Below are 21622 nucleotides of genomic sequence, written 5' to 3' on the forward strand. Positions count from 1 at the left end.
GCCTACCGCACCTATACTCTCGTAATGAATAGGTCAAGGGTTCGATTCCCTTAGGCGGCTCCGAGTGACGGGCCCGGCACCACTGCGGTGCCGGGCCCGTTCGCGCATTCGCCCCTAGGATGAGGACATGATCAAGTTCCTCGCGCTCCTCCTGCTCGCCTGGCTCGTGCTCTCGATCCTCGGTTTCGTGATCGAGGGACTGCTGTGGCTCGCGGTCGTCGGCCTCGTCCTGTTCGCGGCGACCTCGGTGTTCCTGTGGATCAAGCGCAAGGCAAGTCAGGCCTGACGCCGGCCCCTCAGCGCTGCTCGGCCGGCCAGACCCAGTCGGCCACCTCCGGGATGTCTTCCCCGTGCTCGCGGGTGTACGCCCGGGCCCGCAACCGCGCGTCGGACATCTGCTGACGTAGCCCGGCTGCCCTCGGGCCCAGCGACGTCACGCGGTCGATGACGTCCATCACGAGGTGGTAGCGGTCAAGATCGTTGAGCATCACCATGTCGAACGGCGTGGTGGTCGTGCCCTCCTCCTTGTACCCGCGCACGTGGATGTTCGAGTGCCCCGTGCGCCGGTAGGTGAGGCGGTGGATCAGCCACGGGTATCCGTGGAACGCGAAGATGACCGGGGCGTCGGTGGTGAAGAGCTGGTCGAACTCCCGGTCGGTGAGCCCGTGCGGATGTTCGGCCGCATCCTGCAGGCGCATCAGATCCACCACGTTGATCACCCGCACCCGCAGCTCCGGCAGGTGGCGTCGCATCAGGTCCGCAGCGGCGAGTGTCTCCAGCGTGGGGACGTCCCCAGCGCACGCCAGGACCACGTCGGGGTCCTCGCCCCGGTTCTCGGTCCCGGCCCACTCCCAGATGCCCAGCCCGCGGGCGCAGTGCGCCTGCGCCTCGCGCAACGGCAGGAACTGCGGTCCCGGCTGCTTGCCGGCCACGACGACGTTCACGTACTGACGTGAGCGCAGGCAGTGGTCGTAGGTGCTGAGCAGGGTGTTCGCGTCCGGCGGCAGGTAGACCCGCACCAGCTCCGCCTTCTTGTTCATCACATGGTCGAGGAAGCCGGGATCCTGATGGGTGAAGCCGTTGTGGTCCTGGCGCCAGACATGACTGGAGAGCAGATAGTTCAGGCTGGCGACCGGGCGGCGCCACGAGATCGTGTTGGTGGTCTCCAGCCACTTCGCGTGCTGGTTGAACATCGAGTCCACGATATGCACGAACGCCTCGTAGCTGGTGAAGACCCCGTGCCGGCCGGTGAGCAGATACCCCTCGAGCCACCCCTGGCACTGGTGCTCAGAGAGCACCTCCATCACCCGGCCCGCACGAGCGAGATGGTCGTCGACCTCCGGGCGCAGGTACTCGGCGTTCCACTGCTTGTCGGTGGCCTCGTACACGGCCTGCAACTTGTTCGAGGCCACCTCGTCCGGGCCGAAGAGGCGGAAGGTGGTCGGGTTGAGGCGGATCACCTCCCGCAGGTACTCGCCGAGCTTGGTGGTCGCCGCCCCCTGCGTGGCACCCGGCTCGGGAACGTCGAGGGCGTGATCGGCGATGTCGGGCAGCACAAGGTCGCGCAGCAGCAGACCACCGTTCGCGTGCGGGGTGGCGCTCATCCGCAGCTCACCGGGCGGGGCCAGCTCCGCGATGTCCGTGACCAGCCGGCCCTCGCCGTCGAAGAGCTCTTCGGGGCGGTAGGAGCGCAGCCACTCCTGCAGCTGCTCCAGGTGCTCGGGCTCGTCCCGCGGCGCCGAGAGCGGCACCTGGTGCGAGCGCCAGGAGTTCTCGGCCGGCTGACCGTCGATGGTCTCCGGGCAGGTCCAGCCCTTCGGCGTGCGCAGCACGATCATCGGCCAGGCGGGCCGGTCGGTCGAACCCTGCGCGGCCTCGGCCCGGATCTGCGCGATGTGGTCGAGCACCTCGTCCAGCAGCGCGGCGAACCGGGCATGCGTGCTCGCCGGGTCCTCGTCGTCGAATCCGCCGGTGAACACGTAGGGCGTGTGACCGTACCCCCGCAGCAGCGCCGTCAGTTCCTCCTCCGGGATGCGCGCGAGCACCGTCGGGTTGGCAATCTTGTAGCCGTTCAGATGCAGGATCGGCAACACGGTGCCGTCCGTGCGCGGGCTGAGGAACTTGTTCGAGTGCCAGCTCGTGGCAAGCGCGCCGGTCTCGGCCTCACCGTCTCCGATCACCGCGGCCACCAGCAGGTCGGGGTTGTCGAAGGCCGCGCCGTAGGCGTGGGAGAGCGCGTAGCCGAGTTCACCGCCCTCGTGGATCGATCCGGGGGTCTCCGGTGCCGCGTGGCTCGGGATGCCACCGGGGAAGGAGAACTGGCGCATCAGCCGGCGCAGCCCGTCCTCACCGGGCGGGATGTGGGAGTAGATCTCGGAGTAGGTGCCCTCCAGGTAGGCATTCGCCACCATGCCTGGGCCCCCGTGGCCCGGCCCCGCGATGTACAGCGTCGGCTGCTCGCGCTCGATGATCATGCGGTTCAGGTGCGCGTACAGGAAGTTCAGCCCGGGGGTGGTTCCCCAGTGCCCGAGCAGCCTCGGCTTGATGTGCTCGGGCGCCAACTGCTCGCGCAGCAGCGGGTTGTCGAGCAGATAGATCTGGCCCAGCGAGAGGTAGTTCGCCGCCCGCCACCACCGGTCCACCCGCTCCAGCGTGGCCTCGTCCACTGGTCTCGTGCTCATCCGCCTGCGTCCTCCCGTCGAGGGACACCGGCCGACCGCCGGCGTCCGGGCGTGTCTGTCTGTAGGACTCCCTCCATCACAACGCATCCCGGCGCCGGTCGCCTCTCGAGATCGCACCTGCAACGATCGGGCCCGCGGCGACACAACCACTGAGACTCGCCCGCGGACAGGAAGAGGGACATGATCGACGACGGCGTAGCCGGGCCGCGAGCCGCCCAGCAGCGGGACGAGGCGTGGTTCGACGACCTCTTCCTGGCGCACGCGCAGGCGGTCTACCGCTACCTGGTGCGGCGCGGCGCCCGGCAGGACGCCGAGGATCTCGCCGCCGACGTGCTGGCCACGGCATGGCGACGGCGCGAGGACGTGCCCGCCGGTCACGAGCTCGCCTGGCTCTATCGCACCGCCGGCTTCGTGCTCGCCAACCACCGCCGCAAGGGCCGGGCCGTGCCCGTAGGCGATGGCGAGGGCCTGGACACCGAGCGCGCCGAACATGCGAGTGATCCCGCCGACCTGGCCGTCGACGACCAGCGTGTCCGCGAGGTGCTGGGCGCGCTGAGCGCGCGCGACCGGCACGTGCTGCTCCTGCACGCCTGGGAGGGCCTGGACGGTGAAGCCCTCGGCGCCGCCCTCGGGATCAGCCGCGGCGGCGCGGCGGCCGCGCTCTCCCGTGCACGCTCGCGACTGCGGGAGGCCTGGGATGCGTAAGGTTGCTGAACCCAGGGCTACCGCAGGTTCGTCCGCAACACTTCCGCCAGCCACCACACAGTCATCGGTGAGGGCCCGACCGAGGGCGCAGATGGAGGCGAACCGATGAGCACCGACCCGCGAGACCCCGCCCTGGAGCGACTCCGGGCGGCAGATCCGGCAGCGAGCGCCGAGACTGACCCGGCCGCCCTGCGCAGCGCCGTCGATGCCCGGCTCGGCCACGCCGATGAGCTCGCCGCCCGCCGGCGCACCCGCACGCCGTGGCTGGCCGCGGCCGCGGCGGCCGCCGTGCTGCTGACCGGTGGTGGTGGGTACGCTCTCGGGGCCTCTGGAGCCGGGGGCACCTCCGCGCAGGACACCGCGGCCGAGGAACAGGCCGTCGCGCAGTCCGAGAGGGCCGACGGCCAGCAAGAACTGATCGGCGAGCCCGAGGGGCCCGCCCGCAGCGGCAGCCTCGCCGGCGGTGCGGACACGATGATCTACCCCGGGAGTCAGCGCACCGTCTTCTCCTCCTCCGGGCTCGGCGGCGGGCAGGGCACCGCTGCCGCCTACGGGCTGCAGGCGCAGGTCGACGAGCAGCGAGCCGCCGACGTCGCCGCGGCCCTGGGACTGAGCGCCGCGCCGACGCAGCCCGAAGGACCCGAGGGCGCCTGGACCGTCGGCAGCGGGGAGTCCGGCGAGCCGGCACTGACCGTGTACGCCGACGGCAGTGTGGACTACGCCGACCCCGGGATCGACCCGTGGACCTGCGAGGACTGCGCCGGGGGCCCCGCTCCCGACGGCGAGGGTCAGGTCGCCGCCCTCCTGAGGGACCTCGGCCTGGACCCGGCCGATTACACGATCGAGGCCCAGCAGAGCGAGGACCAGCCCAGCTACGTGACCGCCTCCCTCACCGTGGACGGTCACGTCACCGGCATCAGCCTCGGCGCCACGCTGACGGCGGACGGCCTCGCCCAGCTGTGGGGCTCCCTCGCCCAGCCCACCTCCCTGGGTGACTACCCCGTGATCGATCCGGCGGCCGCCGTCGAACGCCTGATGGACCCTGCCTTCGGCGCCACCTCGCAGGATGTGGTGCCCTACGCCGTCCGGGCCGAACTGATGCCGGAGCTGCCGGTCCAGCAGGACCTGGCCTCGAGTGGCGCTGTCGAGCCCGAGGAGGACACGGCCGCCAGCTCGGATCCGGCCTCCCCGACTGCTCCCGCCGACCCGCTCGAGCCGGGGGAGCCGATCACCTGGCCGGTGCGCCAGGTGCAGATCGACGATGCCGAGCTGATCCTGCAGACCCTCCACACCGCCGGTGGCCAGGTGCTGTTGGTCCCGACCTACTCACTCTCGGGCACCGACGGTGAGGGGGAGAGCGGGACCTGGTCGGTGATCGCCGTCGCGCAGGACGCTCTCGACCTCGGCTGAGCTCCCACGCGCGCGTGGGAGACTGGTCGGGTGTCGAGCGTGAGCACTCCGAGCCAGTCGAAGCCCACCGAGCCGGCCCTCGCCGGTCTGGTCTCCGCGCTGCGTGCGGCGATCACCGGTGAGGTCGACGCGAGCACCCGCCGCCGGGCCGAGTACAGCACGGATGCCTCGAACTACCGGGTGGTGCCGCAGGTGGTGGTCTTCCCGCGCTCGACCGAGGACGTGCTCGCCGCGCTGAGTGTGGCTCGTGAGCGTGGCGTCCCGATCACCGCCCGTGGCGCCGGCACCTCCATCGCCGGCAACTCGGTGGGCACGGGCCTGGTCATCGACTTCTCCCGCCACCTCAACCAGGTGCTCGAGATCGACCCGGAGGCACGCACTGCGCGGGTGCAGCCCGGGGTGATCATGTCGGATCTGCAGAAGGCTGCCGCACCCCACGGGCTGCGCTTCGGCCCCGACCCCTCCACCCAGACCCGCGCCACGATGGCCGGGATGATCGGCAACAACGCCTGCGGCCCGCACGCGGTGGCGTGGGGTCGCACGGCGGACAACACGATCTCCCTCGACGTCGTCGACGGCGCCGGCCGCCGGTTCACGGCCGGGTGCGGCGACCTGTCCGCGGTCCCGGGCCTGCACGATCTGGTGCAGGAGAACCTGGCGACCATCCGGACCGAGTTCGGCCGGTTCTCCCGGCAGGTCTCGGGCTACTCCCTCGAGCACCTGCTGCCCGAGAACGGCGGCGACCTCGCGAAGTTCCTCGTCGGCAGCGAGGGCACGCTGGTCACCGTGCTGGAGGCGACGGTCCAGCTCGTCCCGATCCCCGGCTCACCGGTGCTGCTGGCGGCCGGCTATCCGGACATGCCCAGCGCCGCCGACGCGGTGCCGGCGATGCTCGCGCACGGTCCGCTGGCCGTGGAGGGCCTCGATGCCGAGCTGGTGGAGATGGTCCGCCGCCACAAGGGCGACCAGGCGATCCCGGAGCTGCCGCCGGGTGCCGGCTGGCTGCTGATCGAGGTCGGCGGCGACAGCACCGAGGAAGCTCTGGAGAAGGCACGCCGGATCGCCACCGATGCCGGCACCGAGGCCGTGCAGATCGTGCCCGCGGGCCCCGAGGCCACGGCGCTGTGGCAGATCCGCGCCGACGGCGCCGGCCTGGCCAGCCGCACCCTCGACGGCGCCCAGGGATGGCCGGGCTGGGAGGACGCTGCCGTGCCGCCGGAGCGGCTCGGTGCCTACCTGCGCGACTTCCAGGCGCTCATGGCCGACCACGGGGTCTCGGGGCTGCCCTACGGGCACTTCGGCGACGGGTGCATCCACATCCGCATCGACTTCCCGCTCGACCCCCAGGACGGCCCCGAGGGGATCGCCCTGTTCCGCCGGTTCATGGTCGCTGCCGCCGAGCTGGTCGCCTCCCACGGCGGGTCCCTCTCCGGCGAGCACGGCGACGGGCGGGCTCGTGGCGAGCTGCTGCCGCTGATGTACTCGGGCGAGGCGATCGCCGCGTTCGAGGCGGTCAAGGGCCTCTTCGACGCCGGTGACCTGCTCAACCCGGGCGTGGTGGTGCGCCCGAGTGCGATGGACGCCGATCTGCGCCGCCCGCACGTGCGCGCGCTGCCGATGCTCTCAGGGTCGGGTTTCTCCTTCTCCCACGACGGCGGCGACATGGCCATGGCGGTCCACCGCTGCACCGGGGTGGGCAAGTGCCGCGCCGACCTGCCCAGTGCGTTCATGTGCCCCTCCTACCTGGCCACCAAGGACGAGAAGGACTCCACCCGCGGCCGGGCCCGGGTGCTGCAGGAGCTGGCCAACGGCTCCCTCGTGCAGGGCTGGGACGCCCCCGAGGTGCACGAGTCGCTCGATCTGTGCCTGTCCTGCAAGGCGTGCTCCTCGGACTGCCCGACCGGGATCGACATGGCCCAGTACAAGTCCGAGGTCCTGCACCGTACCCACCGCGGGAAGATCCGGCCCGTGACCCATTACGCCCTCGGGTGGCTCCCGCGCTGGGCGCGCGCCCTGACCACGGTGCCCGTGCTCGCGAAGGTCACCAATGCCGTCCTCGGGGTCCGTCCGATCGGCAGGCTGGTACTGCGCCTGGGCGGCATGGACCCGCGCCGGGGCATGGTCGCCTTCGCCGAGGAGCCCCTGCGCCGCTGGTGGCGCAGGCGCACGACGGCGCAGCCCCCATCTCCCGGCGCCTCCCCTTCGGGCGATGTGCTGCTGTGGGCGGACTCCTTCTCCAGCTATCTCGACACCACCGGCGGTCGGGCGATGGTCGGCTTGCTCGAGCAGGCCGGCTACACGGTGCGCCTCCCCGAGGCGAGCGCCTGCTGCGGGCTCACCTGGATCTCCACCGGCCAGCTCGACGGCGCCCGCACCCGGCTGCGTCAGACGATGGACGTGCTCGCCCCCTACGCCAAGGCCGGCATCCCGATCGTGGGGATCGAGCCCTCCTGCATCGCGGCGCTGCGCTCGGACCTGCCGGACCTGTTCCCCGACGACCCACGCGCCCGCCTTCTGGCGGAGAACACCCGCACGCTCGCCGAGCTGCTCACCGGTGCGGACCGGCCCACCGGCTGGAGTCCGCCGGACCTGACCGGCACCACGGTGATCGCCCAGCCGCACTGCCACCAGCACGCCGTCATGGGCTACTCCACCGACCTGGACCTGCTGCGCCGGGCCGGCGCGGAGGTGACCACCCTGACCACCTGTTGCGGCCTGGCCGGCAACTTCGGGATGGAGGCCGGCCACTACGACGTCTCGGTGGCCGTGGCGGAGCAGTCGATGCTCCCGGCGCTACGGTCGGCACCCGAGGGTGCGGTCTTCCTCGCCGACGGTTTCTCGTGCCGCACGCAGGCCGAGCACCTCGCTGGGGTTCGCGGCGTACACTTGGCGCAGTTGCTCACGGACCCTGGGGGCAGCACGGTGCTGTGAGCAGCCTGACCCCCTGTCGCCTGCTATCGAGAGCGGTCGCGCCATCTCATGCCGTCCTTCGCCTTCGACTCCGGTCTCCTCGTTCCCACCGTGCTCGGACGCCGGTCCAGCACCCCGCTGACACCGCAGCTACGACGGGCGCTGCGCCAATACCTGCTCGACGTCGTCGATCTCGACCTGCTGCCCGTCTCCTGGTCCGAGGACGCCGAACCCGTCCTGACGGCGATCGATCCCGCCGGCCAGGCGGTCACCGCCGTCGTGGTCGACTCCATCGACGGGGTCGGGCTGGTGCGGGCACTGGCGCGGGCGGGTGAGACGGCGGCCTCGTCCTGGCTGGCGATCGCCTCCCGCCACCCCGGTGGCGTGGAGGACTTCCGGCGCGCCTGGACGGCGTTCCGAGAGGCCCGCCCTGCCGGCGCCCAGCCCGGTCCGCAACTGATCGTGGTGGCGGGCGCGGTCGACCCGGAGGTGCTCGCGGCCACCCGGGTCATGCACGGTGTGATGGTCTACTCCGTCGACGTCCGCGAGGGGGCGGGCGGCGAGGAGTTGGTCGACGTCACCGCCGTCCACCGGCCGACGATACGGGTGCTCGATCACGATGTGGTGCACGAGCCGGAGGCGCTCGCCCTGACCGAGGGCTTCGCGCCGAGCGCGCCGATCGAGGACACCGCCGTGATCCCGCCGGTGATGGACTCCGCGCCGACACCGCCCGAGCCCGAGGACGAGCACACGATCGATCCACAGCTGGTGAGCGTGGCCGGCCTGGTCGGGGCACCGATGCCGATCGAGGCCCGCGCGGGGGACCGGATCCGCACCGGGGCGCTGCAGGCCGACGGCACCGTGCTGGTCGAGGGCTCCGAGCACACCGACCTGGAGTCGGCGTCGGCGCGCCTCGGCCTGGATCCCGCGGACGCCTGGCAGCACTGGCAGATTGCCGGGTTCGCGATGGCCGACGCACTCGAGGAGGCCTCCCGCGCGGCGAGCGAGCCTGCCGGACGACCCGGCGGGGGCTCGCGGCGGGCACGCCGGCAGCGCTAGGTGAACTCGGCCGGAGGTGGCGCCGTGCTCTCCCGGACGACGAGCTCGGTGGCCAGGTCCACCCGCAGCGCGGAGGGTTGCTCACCCCGGGCGAGGGTGAGCAGCATCTGCGTGGCAGTGGCGGCCATCTGCCGCAAGGGCTGGTGCACCGTCGTCAGGGTGGGGGAGTACCAGGAGGCGATCGGCAGATCGTCGTATCCGACCACCGAGAGATCTTCCGGCACCCGCAGACCCAGCTCGCGCGCGGCCCGCAACACCCCGACCGCCTGCATGTCCGAGCCCGCGAAGATCGCGGTCGGCCGGTCGTCCCTGCTGAGCAGGTCCCGGGCGTGATCCTCGCCGCGCCAGATGTAGAAATCGCCCCAGCGCACCAGGTCGGGCTCGTAGTCGATCCCGGCGCGCTCGAGCGCGCTGCGGTAGCCGTCCACCCGGGCGCGTGAGCACAGCACGTCCGGCTGGCCGGAGATCACCGCGATGCGGCGGTGGCCCAGGTCGATGAGGTGCTTGGTGGCAGCCAGGCCGCCGTCCCAGTTCGTCGAGCCGACGGCGGGGACGCCGGGGTGCGGCTCGCCATCGGTGTCCACGACCACCGAGGGGATGCCGCGGGACTCCAACTGATCGTGCTGGGCGTCGGTCAGTCGTGCCAGCACCAGGATCACCCCGAGCGGCCGGCGCGCGAGGACGTTGTCCAGCCAGTCCTGAGCCGGCCGGTGGCGACCTCCGAGTTCGGAGAGCACCATGCCGGCGCCGACGGTCGCGGCGTTCTCCTCCACGGCACGGATGATCTCCATCGACCACTCGTTGGTGATCTCGTGGAAGACCAGGTCGATCATCCCCGGCCCCGAGCGGGCGGGGCCCCGTGAACGGCGCCGGTAGCCGTGCCGGCTGACCACTTCCTCCACGCGTGCCCGCGTCGCGTCGGCGACGTCCGCGCGTCCGTTGAGCACCTTGGACACGGTGGGCACCGAGACGCCTGCCTCGGCCGCGATCGACGCGATCGTGGGTCGGGCCACCGAATCTGCCATCGACATCGCGACTCCCTTCGCAACTTTCGAGATCGAACGCTAGCACGAAGTAGCAGATTGGGGTGTTGACGCGCGATCGGAGGTGTCGTACGGTCATCTCACTATCGCAATGAGGCCGATAGTTTCGATCATGACGAAGGAGTCCGATGGCGCTGCACGCCGACGCCGACACCCTCCGCGAGGAGGCGCCCTCCCGCCCCCAGCCGTGGCAGGACCTGACCCGGTCCACCGCAGATCGCGTCGAGGCCCTGCTGAACGCCCTCACGCTCGAGGAGAAGCTGGCCCAGCTCGTCGGCCTGTGGGTCGGAGCGAACCCGGAGACCGGCGACGTCGCCCCGCAGCAGTCGGAGATGGCCACCGAGCCGGTCTCCTGGGAGCGGGCCATCCAGCACGGCCTAGGCCAGCTCACCCGGCCCTTCGGCACCGTGCCGGTCGACCCCGAGGCCGGCGCCCGGGGCCTGGCCGCCTCCCAGCGGGAGATCATGGCGGCCCAGCGGTTCGGCATCCCCGCCCTCGTGCACGAGGAGTGCCTGGCCGGCTTCGCCGCCTGGAGGGCCACCGCCTATCCGGTGCCGCCGAGCTGGGGCGCCACCTTCGATCCCGACCTGATCGCGCGGATGTCGGCGCGCATCGGCGCCTCGATGCGTGCCGCCGGCGTCCACCAAGGCCTGGCCCCGGTGCTCGACGTCACCCGCGACTACCGGTGGGGCCGGGTGGAGGAGACCATCTCGGAGGACCCCTATCTCGTCAGCGCCATCGGCGCCGCCTATGTGCGCGGACTGGAGTCGGCCGGCATCGTCGCCACCCTCAAGCACTTCCCCGGCTACTCCGCCTCCCGCGCCGGCCGCAACCTCGCCCCGGTCTCGATGGGGCCGCGGGAGCTGGCCGACGTGATCCTGCCACCGTTCGAGGCGGCGCTGCGCGCCGGGGCCCGCTCGGTGATGCACTCCTACACCGAGATCGACGGCGTGCCCACCGCCGCCGATGAACGGCTCCTCACCGACCTGCTCCGTGGCGAGTGGGGGTTCGAGGGCACCGTGGTCGCCGACTACTTCGGGGTGCGGTTCCTGCAGAGCCTGCACGGAGTGGCCGCCACCGCGGCCGAGGCCGGCGCACTCGCGCTGACGGCCGGCGTGGACGTCGAGCTGCCCTCGGGAGACGCCTACCCCGCGCTGGTGGCGGCCGTGCGCGCCGGCGATCTGCCCGAGTCCCTCGTGGACCGGTCGTTGCGCCGCGTGCTCGCCCAGAAGATCGAGCTCGGGCTCCTGGATGCCGACTACGCCCCCGAACCGGCCGGGCCGGTGGTCCTCGACGACACCGAGAGCCGGCAGCTGGCGCTGCGGCTCGCCCGTGAGGCACTGGTGCTGGTGGCCAACGACGGCGTCCTGCCGCTGGCACCGCAGCGTCGCCTCGCCGTGGTGGGGCCCCTGGCCGACGACCCCTACGCGATGCTCGGCTGCTACTCCTTCCCTGCCCACGTCGGCGTCCGCCACCCCGACCGGGAGATGGGCATCGACATCCCCACCGTGCTCGCCGAGCTGGGCGCCCGCGCCGAGGTGCACCACGCGCGCGGCGTCGACGTCACCGACCCCGACACCAGCGGTATCGAGGCGGCCGTCGCCGCAGCGCGCGAGGCGGAGGTCTGCATCGCCGTGGTCGGGGACCGGTCGGGTCTGTTCGGCCGGGGCACCTCCGGGGAGGGGTGCGATGCGAGCGACCTGCGTCTGCCCGGCAAGCAGCAGGACCTGCTGGCGGCGCTGCTCGAGACCGGCACCCCCGTCGTCGTGGTGGTCCTCAGCGGCCGCCCCTACGCCCTGGGCGAGGTCGCGCAGCGGGCGAGCGCCGTCGTCTGGGGGTTCTTCCCCGGCCAGTGCGGCGCGCAGGCGCTCGCGGAGATCCTCACCGGTGAGATCGCGCCGTCGGGCCGGCTGCCGCTGAGCATCCCGGCCGAACCGGGCAGCGGCCCGGGCACCTACCTGGCACCCCCGCTGGGCCGCCCGAGCTCGGTCACCACGATCGACACCACGCCCGCGTTCTGGTTCGGGCACGGGCTGAGCTACACCAGGTTCGAGTGGTCCGGGGCCGACGTGCGGGACCGCACCTGGGACGTGGCCGGCACGGCCACCATCTCGGTGCAGATCCGCAACATCGGATCCCACCCGGGCACCGAGGTCGTCCAGCTCTACCTGCACGACCCCGTCGCCCAGGTGACCAGGCCGGTGATGCGGCTGATCGGGTTCGCCAGGATCGACCTCGAGCCCGGCCAGGGCGCCACGGTCACCTTCGAGGTGCCGGCCGATGTCAGCGCCTTCACCGGCCGCGACCTGCAGCGCATCGTCGAACCGGGCCGGGCGGAGCTGCAGCTGGCCCGCTCCGCCGGTGACGTCCACGCCCGCCTCGAGCTCGACCTCGTCGGCGAGGTCCGCACGGTCGGCCACGACCGTGAGCTGTTCTCGACCGTCCACACGGAGGTGAGCTGATGGCCGCGCTGACCACTCCGGAGCGCGCCCCCGCCCAGGCGCCGCCGGAGGGCCCTCGCAAGGGCCGCCGTCGGGACGGGCGCCCGAGCGTGTGGCGCTCGGTCAAGCGTGACTGGCGCCTCTACAGCTTCCTCGTGCTGCCGATCGTGTACCTGGCGATCTTCAAGTACACGCCGATGGCCGGCAACATCATCGCCTTCCGGCGGTTCCGCCCCGGCGGGTCGATCTTCGGCGACGAGTGGGTGGGCCTGCACTACATCGAGCAGTTCCTGAACGACCCCACGTTCTGGCGGGTCTTCACCAACACCCTGATCCTCGGCTCGCTCACGCTGATCATCGTCTTCCCGCTGCCGATCATCCTCGCCCTGATGCTGAACGAGGTGCGCACCCGCTTCTTCAAGCGCTTCGTGCAGACCGTCAGCTACCTGCCGCACTTCATGTCGATCGTGATCGTGGCCGGGATGGTGCTGCAGCTGACCTCGCTGAACGGCTCGATCAACCAGCTGATCGAGGCGCTCGGCGGCGAACCGGTCTCGTTCATGCAGGACGCCGACTGGTTCCGCACCGTCTACATCAGCTCCGAGATCTGGCAGACCGTGGGGTGGGGGACGATCCTCTACCTCGCCGCCCTGACCACCATCGACGACCAGCTCTACGAGGCCGCGCGCATCGACGGCGCCGGCCGGTGGCTGCAGACCTGGCACATCACGCTGCCCGGGATCCGCCCGACGATGATGGTGCTGCTGATCCTCAACATCGGCCAGTTCATGGCGGTCGGCTTCGAGAAGATCCTGCTGCTCTACAACCCGCTGCTCTATCCCACGGCCGATGTGATCGCCACCTACCTGTACCGGGTGGGCATCGGCTCCGGCAGCTACTCCTACTCCACCGCGATCGGCCTGTTCGAGGCGCTCATCGGCGTCACCCTCGTGCTGAGTGCGAACGCGATCTCACGCCGAGTCTCCGGGAGCTCCCTGTGGTGACCACGACCAAGACCCCCGACCTGAACCGGGTCCGCACCACGACGGTCTCGGACTCCCGCGGCTACCGCATCTTCCAGGTGGTCAACACGACCGCGCTGGTGCTCATCGCCGCCCTCACGCTCTATCCCTTCGTGAACCTGGTGGCCAAGGCCTTCAGCTCCGAGGGCTTCATCGTGGCGGGGCAGGTGAACCTCATCCCGCGCGGCTTCAACACCACCACCTTCACCGCCGTGATGAGCGACGAGATGTTCTGGCTCAACTACCGCAACACCGTGGTCTACACGGTGGTCGCGACGATCATCGCGATGGCGCTGACGACCACCTTCGCCTACGCCCTCTCACGCCACGAGCTGCGCGGACGTGCCTTCTTCATCGGGATCGCCGTGTTCACGATGTTCTTCAACGGCGGTCTCATCCCGAACTACCTGCTCATCAACGCCCTCGGGTTCAAGAACACCATCTGGGCGATCGTGATCCCCAACGCCATCAGCATCTTCAACCTGCTGATCATGAAGTCCTTCTTCGAGAACTTCCCCAAGGACCTCGAGGAGGCGGCCGCCATCGACGGCCTGACCACCTACGGCATCTTCGGGCGCATCGTGCTGCCACTGAGCAAGGCGGTCATCGCCACGATGGTGCTCTTCTACGCCGTCTCGTTCTGGAACAACTGGTTCCAGGCGTTCCTGTACATGGACAGATCCGATCTGTATCCGGTGACGGTGTACCTGCGAAACCTGCTCGCCGCGGCCACCAGCACCGAGTCCATGGGCGCCGACAGCGCCCAGATCGCCGCGAACGTCCAGGCGGTGACCATGGTGCTCACCGTGCTGCCGATCGTGTGCGTCTACCCCTTCATCCAGCGTTACTTCGTGTCCGGCGTGATGCTCGGCTCCGTCAAGGGCTGAGGCGCGCCACCCACCCACCTCGCATCGAACGAGGACGTTCCCAGGAGGAAAGAATGAGAAGGAATCGCCGCACCGCGCTCGTCGCGGGTGCACTGATCACCGGGCTCGCGCTCACCGCGTGCTCCACCGACAGCCTCGGAGGAGGTGCCGAAGATGCCCCGGATGAGCTCGGCACCGTCGGAGCCATGGACGACTTCGAGGCCGGGACCACGTTCCAGGCCACCGAGCCGGTCACCTTCAGCCTGCTCTACCGGGACCACCCCAACTACGCCTTCCAGGAGGACTGGGACATCCTGCAGAAGCTGGAGGAGAACCAGAACGTCTCCTTCGACATGGTGAACGTGCCGCTCTCGGACTGGAACGACCGGCGCAACCTGCTCCTCGCGGCCGGCGACGCCCCCGACATCGTGCCCTCCACCTATGTGGCCGACGCCGACCAGTTCGTCGCCTCCGGCACGCTGCTGCCGATCTCGGAGTACCTGGAGTACATGCCCAACTTCACCACCAAGATCGAGGAGTGGGGCCTGACCGAGGACCTGGACCGCACGCGTCAGGAGGACGGCAGCTTCTACGTGCTGCCCGGCCTGCTGGAGAACCCCAAGCCCACCTACACCATCGCCATCCGCTCCGACCTGTGGGAGGAGGCCGGTATCACCGAGGATCCCGAGACGTGGGAGGAGTTCGCCGACCAGCTCGAGACGGTCGCCGAGGCCAATCCCGAGCTCGACTACCCCTACTCCGACCGCTGGTCGATGAACGGGCCGATCGAGGCGACCCTGCAGGCGGCGGCCGGCAACTTCGGCACCGAGGCGGGCTGGGGCTACGGTGACGGGGTGACCTGGAACGGCACCGAGTACGAGTACACCGGAGCCCAGGACGGCTACCGCGATCTCGTCGGCTACTTCGCCGATCTCGTCGACCGCGGCCTGATGGACCCGGAGTCGATCAGCCAGGACGATGACACCGCCAAGGCGAAGCTCGTCAACGGCCAGTCCGCGGCGATCGGGTCCAACGACCAGGAGATCCTCGGCTACCGCATCTCCCTGGAGGAGGCCGGTGTCGAGGGCGCCGAGCTGCGTCAGATCGTCGTCCCGGCCGGACCGGCCGGCGACCGGATGGACGCCTCCACCGGTGGGCGTTTCGAGTCCGGGATCGTGTTCTCCTCCGGCGCCGCCCAGAACGACAACTTCGTGGCCATGCTGCAGTTCGTGGACTGGCTGTACTACTCCGACGAGGGCCTGGAGTTCGCCAAGTGGGGTGTGGAGGGCGAGACCTTCACCAACGACGGCGGTTCGCGCACCCTGGCCGAGAACATCGACATCAACGGCCTCAACCCCGGCGCCCCGGAGGTGCTGAACACCGACTACGGCTACCACAACGGCGTCTGGATGCTCGCGCACGGCTCCACCCAGGACCTGCTCGACTCCATGCTGCGGCCCGAGGTGGTCGAGTTCCGGGCGGAGATGAACGACAAGGAGGTCGCCGACCCGGGTCCGGCGATCCTGCTGGACGAGCTGGAGCGCGAACAGGCCTCGCTGCAGCAGTCCGCCCTGCAGGACGTGGTCATGCAGTACACCTCGGCCTTCATCCTCGGCCAGCGGCCGATGGAGGAGTGGGACGACTACGTGGCCGAGCTCGAGAGCGCCGGCATGGCCGACTACGTCGAGCTCACCAACACCGCCGCCGGGGTCGAGTGACGCTGATGGCTCAGGCCGGATCGGCACGGTCGGGTGCGCCGCTCCCCGGGGAACCGGGGCGCGGCGCGCTCGGCCGTACCACCCTGGCCATCCACTGGGCCCTGGTGCTCACGGTCTGCTGCGGCGTGGCCGCCGCGCCGGGCCTGGTGGCCCTCGGCCTGCTCGACGGCGCCGCCTCGCCCTGGGCGGTCGGCCTCGCCCTGCTCCCGGTCGGGCCGGCCGTCTCGGCCACGTTGTACGCGTGGCGCGAGCAGGTCCGCAGCGAGGAGCACACCGCACCCTGGCGGGCGTTCCGGCGTGGTTACGCCCGCGGGGTGGTCGACGTGCTGCGCGTGTGGGTGCCGGCGCTGGCGGTGCTCACCCTGATCGGCTCCTCGGCGCTCGCGGTCCTCGCCGGGGGAGCCCCGCGCGGGTACCTGGCCCCGCTGGCGGTGCTGGCGGTGCTGGTGCTGCTCGCGAGCATCCAGGCGCTGGTGATCGCCACGTTCTTCTCCTTCCGCACGCGGGACGCGCTGCGCCTGGCCGTCCACCACGTCTTCCGGATGCCCGCCACCACGGTGAGCGTGCTCGCGCTGGTGATCTGCGCCGTCGGGGTGCTCTGGCTCGCCGGTGACGGCGTGCTGGTGCTGCTCGGCGGGGTGTTCGCCTTCGCGCTGCGCCACGCCGACACGGCCCTGGTCGCCCACATCGAACGCCACTACACCGCCCCCTGATCCACAAGGAGCTCCATGCCCGCCCCCCGCACGTCCAAGATCCTCTACGGCGGCGACTACAGCCCCGAACAGTGGACCTCCGAGGTCTGGGAGGCCGACGACGCGGCCTTCGACCAGGCGCGCATCGACACCCTCACCCTGGGCGTGTTCACCTGGTCACTGCTGCAGCCCGGCGAGGACACCTACGACTTCACCGCTCTCGACACCGCAGTGGAGCGCGCCGTGGCACGAGGCCGGACCCTCGTGCTCGCCACCGCCACCGGGGCGATGCCGCCGTGGCTCGGCCACACCTACCCCGAGGTGAACCGCGTCGACTTCGAGGGCCGCCGGCACAGCTACGGCCAGCGGCACAACCACTGCCCGAGCTCGCCGGTGTTCCAGCGGCTGTCCACCGCCCTGGCCGAGCGGATCGCCGAGCGCTACGCGGGCACCCCGGGGCTGGTGGCCTGGCATGTGGGCAACGAGTACGGCGGGCCGGACGGGTCCTGCTACTGCGACCTCTGCGGCGAGGCCTACCGGGGCTGGCTCGCGGAGCGGTACGGGTCCCTCGAGGCGCTCAACGAGGCGTGGAACACCACCTTCTGGTCCCACCGCTACAGCGACTTCGCCCAGATCCAGGTGCCGAACGCCCTCAGCGAGCACTGGAAGGGCCCGAACCACACCGCCTTCCAGGGCAACACCCTCGACTACCGGCGGTTCATGTCCGAGGCGCTGCTGGCGAACTACCGGGCGGAGAAGGAGCGGATCCGCCGCCACGACACCGAGACCCCGGTCACCACGAACTTCATGGGGGCCTTCCGGCCACTGGACTATCACCGGTGGAGCGAGGAGCTGGACTTCGCCTCCTGGGACAACTACCCGCCCGGGCGTGATCAGCACGTGCGGATGGCCTTCACCCACGACCTGATGCGCGGCCTGAAGGACGGGACGCCGTTCTGGGTGATGGAGCAGACCCCCACGATCACCGCCAGCCGGGGCGTCAACCCGGTGAAGCGACCCGGCGTGCTGGGGCTGTGGTCCTGGCAGGGGATCGCCCACGGTGCGGATGCGATGCTCTACTTCCAGATGCGCGCCTCGCGCGGGGCGTGCGAGAAGTTCCACGGCGCGGTGCTCGATCACGCCGGACGCACCGACACCCGCCCGTTCCGGGAGATCGCCGCGCTCGGCGACGAGCTCGAACGTCTCGGCGATGCGGTGCTGGGGGCCCGCACCCCGGCGAGGGTCGCGCTGATCTTCGACTGGGACAACTGGTGGACGACGGAGATGACCGACGGCCTGAACCGCAACGTCTCCTATCTGGCCACGGCGTTGCGCTACTACGGCGCCGTCCACGCGGCCGGGGCGGATGTGGACGTGGTGCCGATGACGGCGGACCTGTCCGGCTACGACGTCGTCCTCGCACCGCTGCTGCATCTCCTCAAGGGCGACGTGGCCGAGCGGCTGCACGCCGTGGCCACCCGCGGCGGCACGGTGGTGACCTCGTTCTGGGCCGGCCGGGTGGACGAGTCCACGAACGCCTACCCCATGGACGCCCCCGGGCCGCTGGCACCGACCTTCGGGCTGCGGGTGGAGGAGATCGACTCGGCCGAACCGGGCGTGACGAACCCGGTGACGCTGAGCCTGCGCGCCGGCGAGGTCGTCTCGCCGGCCGACCAGGTCATGGAGCTGATCGTGACCGAGGGCGCCGACGTCGTCGGGATCTACGGCTCGGACTTCTACGCCGGCACGCCCGCGGTCACCAGGCACCGGGTGGGGGAGGGGGCGGGTTGGTACATCGGCGCGGGGCTGGAGGCCGCCGGCCTCGGCGCGATCATGCACGAGATCCTCGACGGCTACGGCCTCGTCGGGCCGTACGCGGGCCGGCTGGAGCACGCGGTCCGCGAACGCGAGGCCGGCGGCGGCCGCCGTCGGGTGCACTTCCTCCTGCACCACGGTGAGACCACTGCGGAGGTGACGGCGCACGTGGGCGGGATCGATCTGCTCACCGGTGAGAACGTCCAGGCCGGGCAGGTGCTGCGATTCGAGCCGGCCGGCGTCCTCGTGCTGCAGGAGGCCTGAGGATCACACCAATGGCAGGAGACCACGCAGGTCGGGTAGACCGTCGCTGAGGAACTCCGGGCGCAGCGCGCGCCCGCTGGTGACCTCGTCCCAGTCCGCCCGGCCCGCGGCCACCCGGATCCACACCGCGGGTTCGTCCACGAGCACGGTGATGCCGGTGCGGTCCTTCACCACGTCGGCGAAGGCCTGCGCGACAAGCTCGCGGGCGCCGGCATCGACGGGGGCGGGCGAGGTGAGCGCCGGAGCCAGGTCGTAGGCGTGCACGACCAGCTCGATGAGCCGGGTGGTGATCAGGTCCGAGAGCCGGATCGCCGACCGCCTGCCCTGCACCACCACGTCCCCCTGCTCGATGAGGCGGTCGAGATGGGCGAGGGCGCGCCCGCCGATCTCGTCCAGGCCGGCCAGCGGGTCGGCCGCGAGCTGCAGCGCCGTCTCCCGGGTGAGGCGGTCGATCCGGTCGGCATCGCCGGCGTAGGAGGAGAGATAGTCGGCCAGCCGGACCGGCTCGGCGTCCGGTGCGGGCTCGCACGCGGTGATCGCGTCCATCGCGCGTGCCAGGTGAGCCACCAGCTCGCCCACGCTCCAGCCCGGCAGCGAGCTGGGGGCGTCGAGCATGTCGGTGCTGACCTCATCGAGGCGCTCGCGCACCAGCTCCCACTGATCGCGCAACTCGTCCCGCGATCGCGTCAGCGTCGTCATGGCCCCATCCTGGCACGGGCGTGCCCGGGGGCGGTGGGCTACGGTCGGCGTATGACGGGACCACACACGCGATGGGGATTTCTCGGGCCGGGGCGGATCGCTGCGAAGGTGGCAGCGGACTTCGGGCACGTGCACAACGGACGGCTGGTCGCCGTCGGCTCCCGCTCGAGCGCACGCGCCGAGGAGTTCGCCCGCACGCACGCCGAGCGGGCCGGGCACGAGGTGCGTGCGCACACCGGCTACGACGCCCTCCTGGCCGACCCCGAGGTCGATGCCGTCTACCTCGCCACCCCGCACACCCATCACGCCGGGCAGGCGGTCGCTGCCATCGAGGCAGGTAAGGCGGTGCTGGTGGAGAAGTCCTTCGCCGCCACGCTCGCGGGTGCCGAGCGTGTCCTCGATGCCGCCCGCCGGCACCACGTGTTCGCGATGGAAGCCATGTGGACCCGTTTCCAGCCCGCGGTACAGCGCGCGAAGGGACTCATCGATGACGGCACCATCGGTCAGGTGCGGGCCGTCCAGGCCGATCTCGGCGTGCGCCGCGAGTTCGAGCCGGAGGACCGGATGTTCTCCCTCGAGCTCGGCGGCGGCACGCTGCTGGACCTGGGTGTCTACGTGGTCTCCTTCGCCCAGCACGTGCTCGGCACGCCGGACCGGGTGCTCGCCTCCGGATCGTTGCTCGAGACCGGCGTCGACGGTGAGGTCGGCATGCTGCTGGCCTACGACGACGGCCGCAGCGCCACGCTGCAGACGTCGTTCCACCTGCCACTGCCGGGCGCGGCGCGCATCTACGGCACCGAGGGGTGGATCGACATCCTGCCGCGCTTCCACCACCCGGACAGGCTGATCGTGCACCGCCCGGGTGAGTCACCCGCGCCGGAGCAGCTCTCACCGGCGGGTGCCGGCTACGCCGAGCAGTTCGTCGAGGTCGGCCGGTGCCTGGCCGAGGGCCGCATCGAGAGTGGGGTGGTCCCGTGGGCGGACACCCTGGCGGTCCAGTCCGTGCTCGAGCAGGCGGCGCAGCAGGTGGGCGTCACGTTCACGGAGCGGTGAGGGCGCCCTCTCAGAGCAGGTCGGTGAGGATCGGGGCGAGCTGGTCGTCCTCGATCAGAAATCCGTCATGCCCGAACGGTGAGTCCAGCTCGCGGTAGATTCCACGCGGGGTCGCGCTCGCGATGCGGGCCGACTGCGAAGGCAGGAACAGCCGGTCCGAGCGCACGGCGAGTGCGAGCGTGGGCACGTCGATGGTGGCCAGCGCGGCCTCCACGCCGCCACGGTCGCGGCCGATGTCGTGGGTGAGCATGGACTCGGTGAGCACCACGTAGCTGTTGGCGTCGAATCGCCGCGCGAGCTTGTCGGCGTGGTGGTCGAGATAGGACTGGACCGCGAACCGCCCGCCGCCACCGAGCGGGTTCTCCCCGCCCTGGGGCAAGCGGCCGAAGCGTTCGTCCAGCTCCTCGCTGCTGCGATAGGTGGTGTGGGCGATCTGGCGGGCCAGCCCCAGTCCCACGTGCGGGCCGTCGCCGTCGGAGGCCTCGTAGTAGTCGCCCCCGCGCCAGCGGGGGTCGGCCCGGATCGCGCCGAGTTGGGCGTGCGCCCAGGCGATCTGGTCCGCGGAGGTCTGGGCACAGGTCGCGATCGCGGCGAGCGCACCGACCCGCTCCGGGGCCATCAGCGCCCACTCCAGCACCCGGTGGCCTCCCATCGAGGCACCGATGACCAGGGCCCACCGGCCGATCCCGAGCCGGTCGGCCAGCTCGATCTCCGCGGCCACCTGATCGCGGACCGTGACATAGGGGAACCGGCTTCCCCAGGGGGTGCCGTTCGGGGCGTCCGAGGACGGACCGGTGCTTCCCTGGCAGCCGCCGAGCACGTTCGGGGCGACCACGAAGTAGCGGTCGGTGTCGATCGCCTTGCCGGGGCCGACGGTCGCCGACCACCAGCCGGGTGAGCGGTGCCCGGGTCCGGCCTCACCGGTGACGTGGGCGTCACCGGTGAGCGCGTGCAGCACGAGGATCGCGTTGTCGCCCGTGGCGTTCAGCTCGCCCCAGGTCTCGTAAGCGAGCCGCACGTGCGGCAGGCGCCCACCGGCCTCCAGATGCAACGGACCCAGATCGGCGAACTGACGCCCCCCGGCCGGATCACCCTCGCGCCACGCCCCGGACGCCGGTACCGGGGTGTCCGGGGTCCGCCGTCGGGCGGGGGCGCGCCGTGCCGGGGCGCCGGGAGTGGGGCCTCCGGTGCCGCTCGACTCGCCCTTCTCGGGGGTGATCACAGGGTCCACGGTAATTGACCGG

At 71.2% G+C, this 21622-nt stretch carries 16 protein-coding genes; 12 read left to right on the top strand and 4 right to left on the bottom strand.

The window, feature by feature from the left end; genetic code table 11:
• Positions 1–127 precede the first annotated feature (127 nt).
• The gene (locus tag LQF12_RS02380; protein ID WP_231054410.1) at positions 128–286 is read left to right on the top strand and encodes an LPXTG cell wall anchor domain-containing protein; all 159 of its coding nucleotides are present in this window, start codon (positions 128–130) and stop codon (positions 284–286) included.
• 10 nt (positions 287–296) lie between these two features.
• Here the strand turns inward: LQF12_RS02380 and LQF12_RS02385 are convergent, their stop codons facing one another.
• Positions 297–2681, bottom strand: coding sequence for a phosphoketolase family protein (locus LQF12_RS02385; protein ID WP_231054411.1), 2385 nt, complete (start codon positions 2679–2681; stop codon positions 297–299).
• A 180-nt stretch (positions 2682–2861) separates the two neighbouring features.
• Here LQF12_RS02385 and LQF12_RS02390 point away from each other — a divergent pair, with 180 nt between their 5' ends.
• From LQF12_RS02390 to LQF12_RS02405, 4 genes are all read left to right on the top strand, one after another.
• A complete protein-coding gene (locus tag LQF12_RS02390) occupies positions 2862–3386 on the top strand; it encodes an RNA polymerase sigma factor (protein ID WP_231054412.1) in 525 nt (174 codons plus the stop codon).
• Between the two features lie 105 nt (positions 3387–3491).
• Complete coding sequence (locus LQF12_RS02395) at positions 3492–4796, top strand: hypothetical protein (protein WP_231054413.1); 1305 nt, start codon at positions 3492–3494, stop codon at positions 4794–4796.
• A 39-nt stretch (positions 4797–4835) separates the two neighbouring features.
• Positions 4836–7727: an FAD-binding and (Fe-S)-binding domain-containing protein gene (locus LQF12_RS02400; RefSeq protein WP_231054414.1), complete on the top strand. Its 2892-nt coding sequence runs from the start codon at positions 4836–4838 to the stop codon at positions 7725–7727.
• Positions 7728–7775: 48 nt separating this feature from the next.
• Positions 7776–8765, top strand: a complete 990-nt coding sequence (locus tag LQF12_RS02405; RefSeq protein ID WP_231054415.1) for a hypothetical protein — start codon at positions 7776–7778, stop codon at positions 8763–8765.
• Here LQF12_RS02405 and LQF12_RS02410 read toward each other — a convergent pair.
• A complete protein-coding gene (locus tag LQF12_RS02410) occupies positions 8762–9790 on the bottom strand; it encodes a LacI family DNA-binding transcriptional regulator (RefSeq protein WP_231055487.1) in 1029 nt (342 codons plus the stop codon). The genes LQF12_RS02405 and LQF12_RS02410 overlap by 4 nt on opposite strands.
• Before the next feature lie 146 nt (positions 9791–9936).
• Here LQF12_RS02410 and LQF12_RS02415 point away from each other — a divergent pair, with 146 nt between their 5' ends.
• From LQF12_RS02415 to LQF12_RS02440, 6 genes are read left to right on the top strand one after another with little or no spacing between them, the layout of a single operon-like run.
• Positions 9937–12270: a beta-xylosidase/alpha-l-arabinosidase gene (locus LQF12_RS02415; RefSeq protein WP_231054416.1), complete on the top strand. Its 2334-nt coding sequence runs from the start codon at positions 9937–9939 to the stop codon at positions 12268–12270.
• Positions 12270–13253, top strand: coding sequence for an ABC transporter permease (locus LQF12_RS02420; protein ID WP_231054417.1), 984 nt, complete (start codon positions 12270–12272; stop codon positions 13251–13253). The genes LQF12_RS02415 and LQF12_RS02420 overlap by 1 nt, the downstream gene beginning before the upstream one ends.
• The gene (locus LQF12_RS02425; protein WP_231054418.1) at positions 13247–14158 is read left to right on the top strand and encodes a carbohydrate ABC transporter permease; all 912 of its coding nucleotides are present in this window, start codon (positions 13247–13249) and stop codon (positions 14156–14158) included. Before LQF12_RS02420 ends, LQF12_RS02425 begins: the two co-directional genes overlap by 7 nt.
• A gap of 53 nt (positions 14159–14211) precedes the next feature.
• Positions 14212–15855 (top strand): ABC transporter substrate-binding protein, encoded by a 1644-nt coding sequence (locus LQF12_RS02430; RefSeq protein ID WP_231054419.1) that lies wholly within the window; start codon positions 14212–14214, stop codon positions 15853–15855.
• Between the two features lie 5 nt (positions 15856–15860).
• Positions 15861–16568: a YesL family protein gene (locus LQF12_RS02435; protein ID WP_231054420.1), complete on the top strand. Its 708-nt coding sequence runs from the start codon at positions 15861–15863 to the stop codon at positions 16566–16568.
• Positions 16569–16583: 15 nt separating this feature from the next.
• Positions 16584–18626, top strand: a complete 2043-nt coding sequence (locus LQF12_RS02440; protein ID WP_231054421.1) for a beta-galactosidase — start codon at positions 16584–16586, stop codon at positions 18624–18626.
• Positions 18627–18629: 3 nt separating this feature from the next.
• Here LQF12_RS02440 and LQF12_RS02445 read toward each other — a convergent pair whose 3' ends face one another.
• Entirely contained in the window at positions 18630–19325 is a 696-nt protein-coding gene (locus LQF12_RS02445; protein WP_231054422.1) for a maleylpyruvate isomerase N-terminal domain-containing protein, read from the bottom strand.
• A 51-nt stretch (positions 19326–19376) separates the two neighbouring features.
• Between LQF12_RS02445 and LQF12_RS02450 the strand changes: the two genes are divergently transcribed.
• Entirely contained in the window at positions 19377–20378 is a 1002-nt protein-coding gene (locus tag LQF12_RS02450) for a Gfo/Idh/MocA family protein (RefSeq protein ID WP_231054423.1), read from the top strand.
• 10 nt (positions 20379–20388) lie between these two features.
• Here the strand turns inward: LQF12_RS02450 and metX are convergent, their stop codons facing one another.
• Complete coding sequence (gene metX / locus LQF12_RS02455) at positions 20389–21600, bottom strand: homoserine O-acetyltransferase MetX (protein WP_231054424.1); 1212 nt, start codon at positions 21598–21600, stop codon at positions 20389–20391.
• Between the last annotated feature and the right edge of the window lie 22 nt (positions 21601–21622).

The organism is Ruania suaedae (genome assembly GCF_021049265.1).
Taxonomy (GTDB): Bacteria; Actinomycetota; Actinomycetes; order Actinomycetales; family Beutenbergiaceae; genus Ruania; species Ruania suaedae.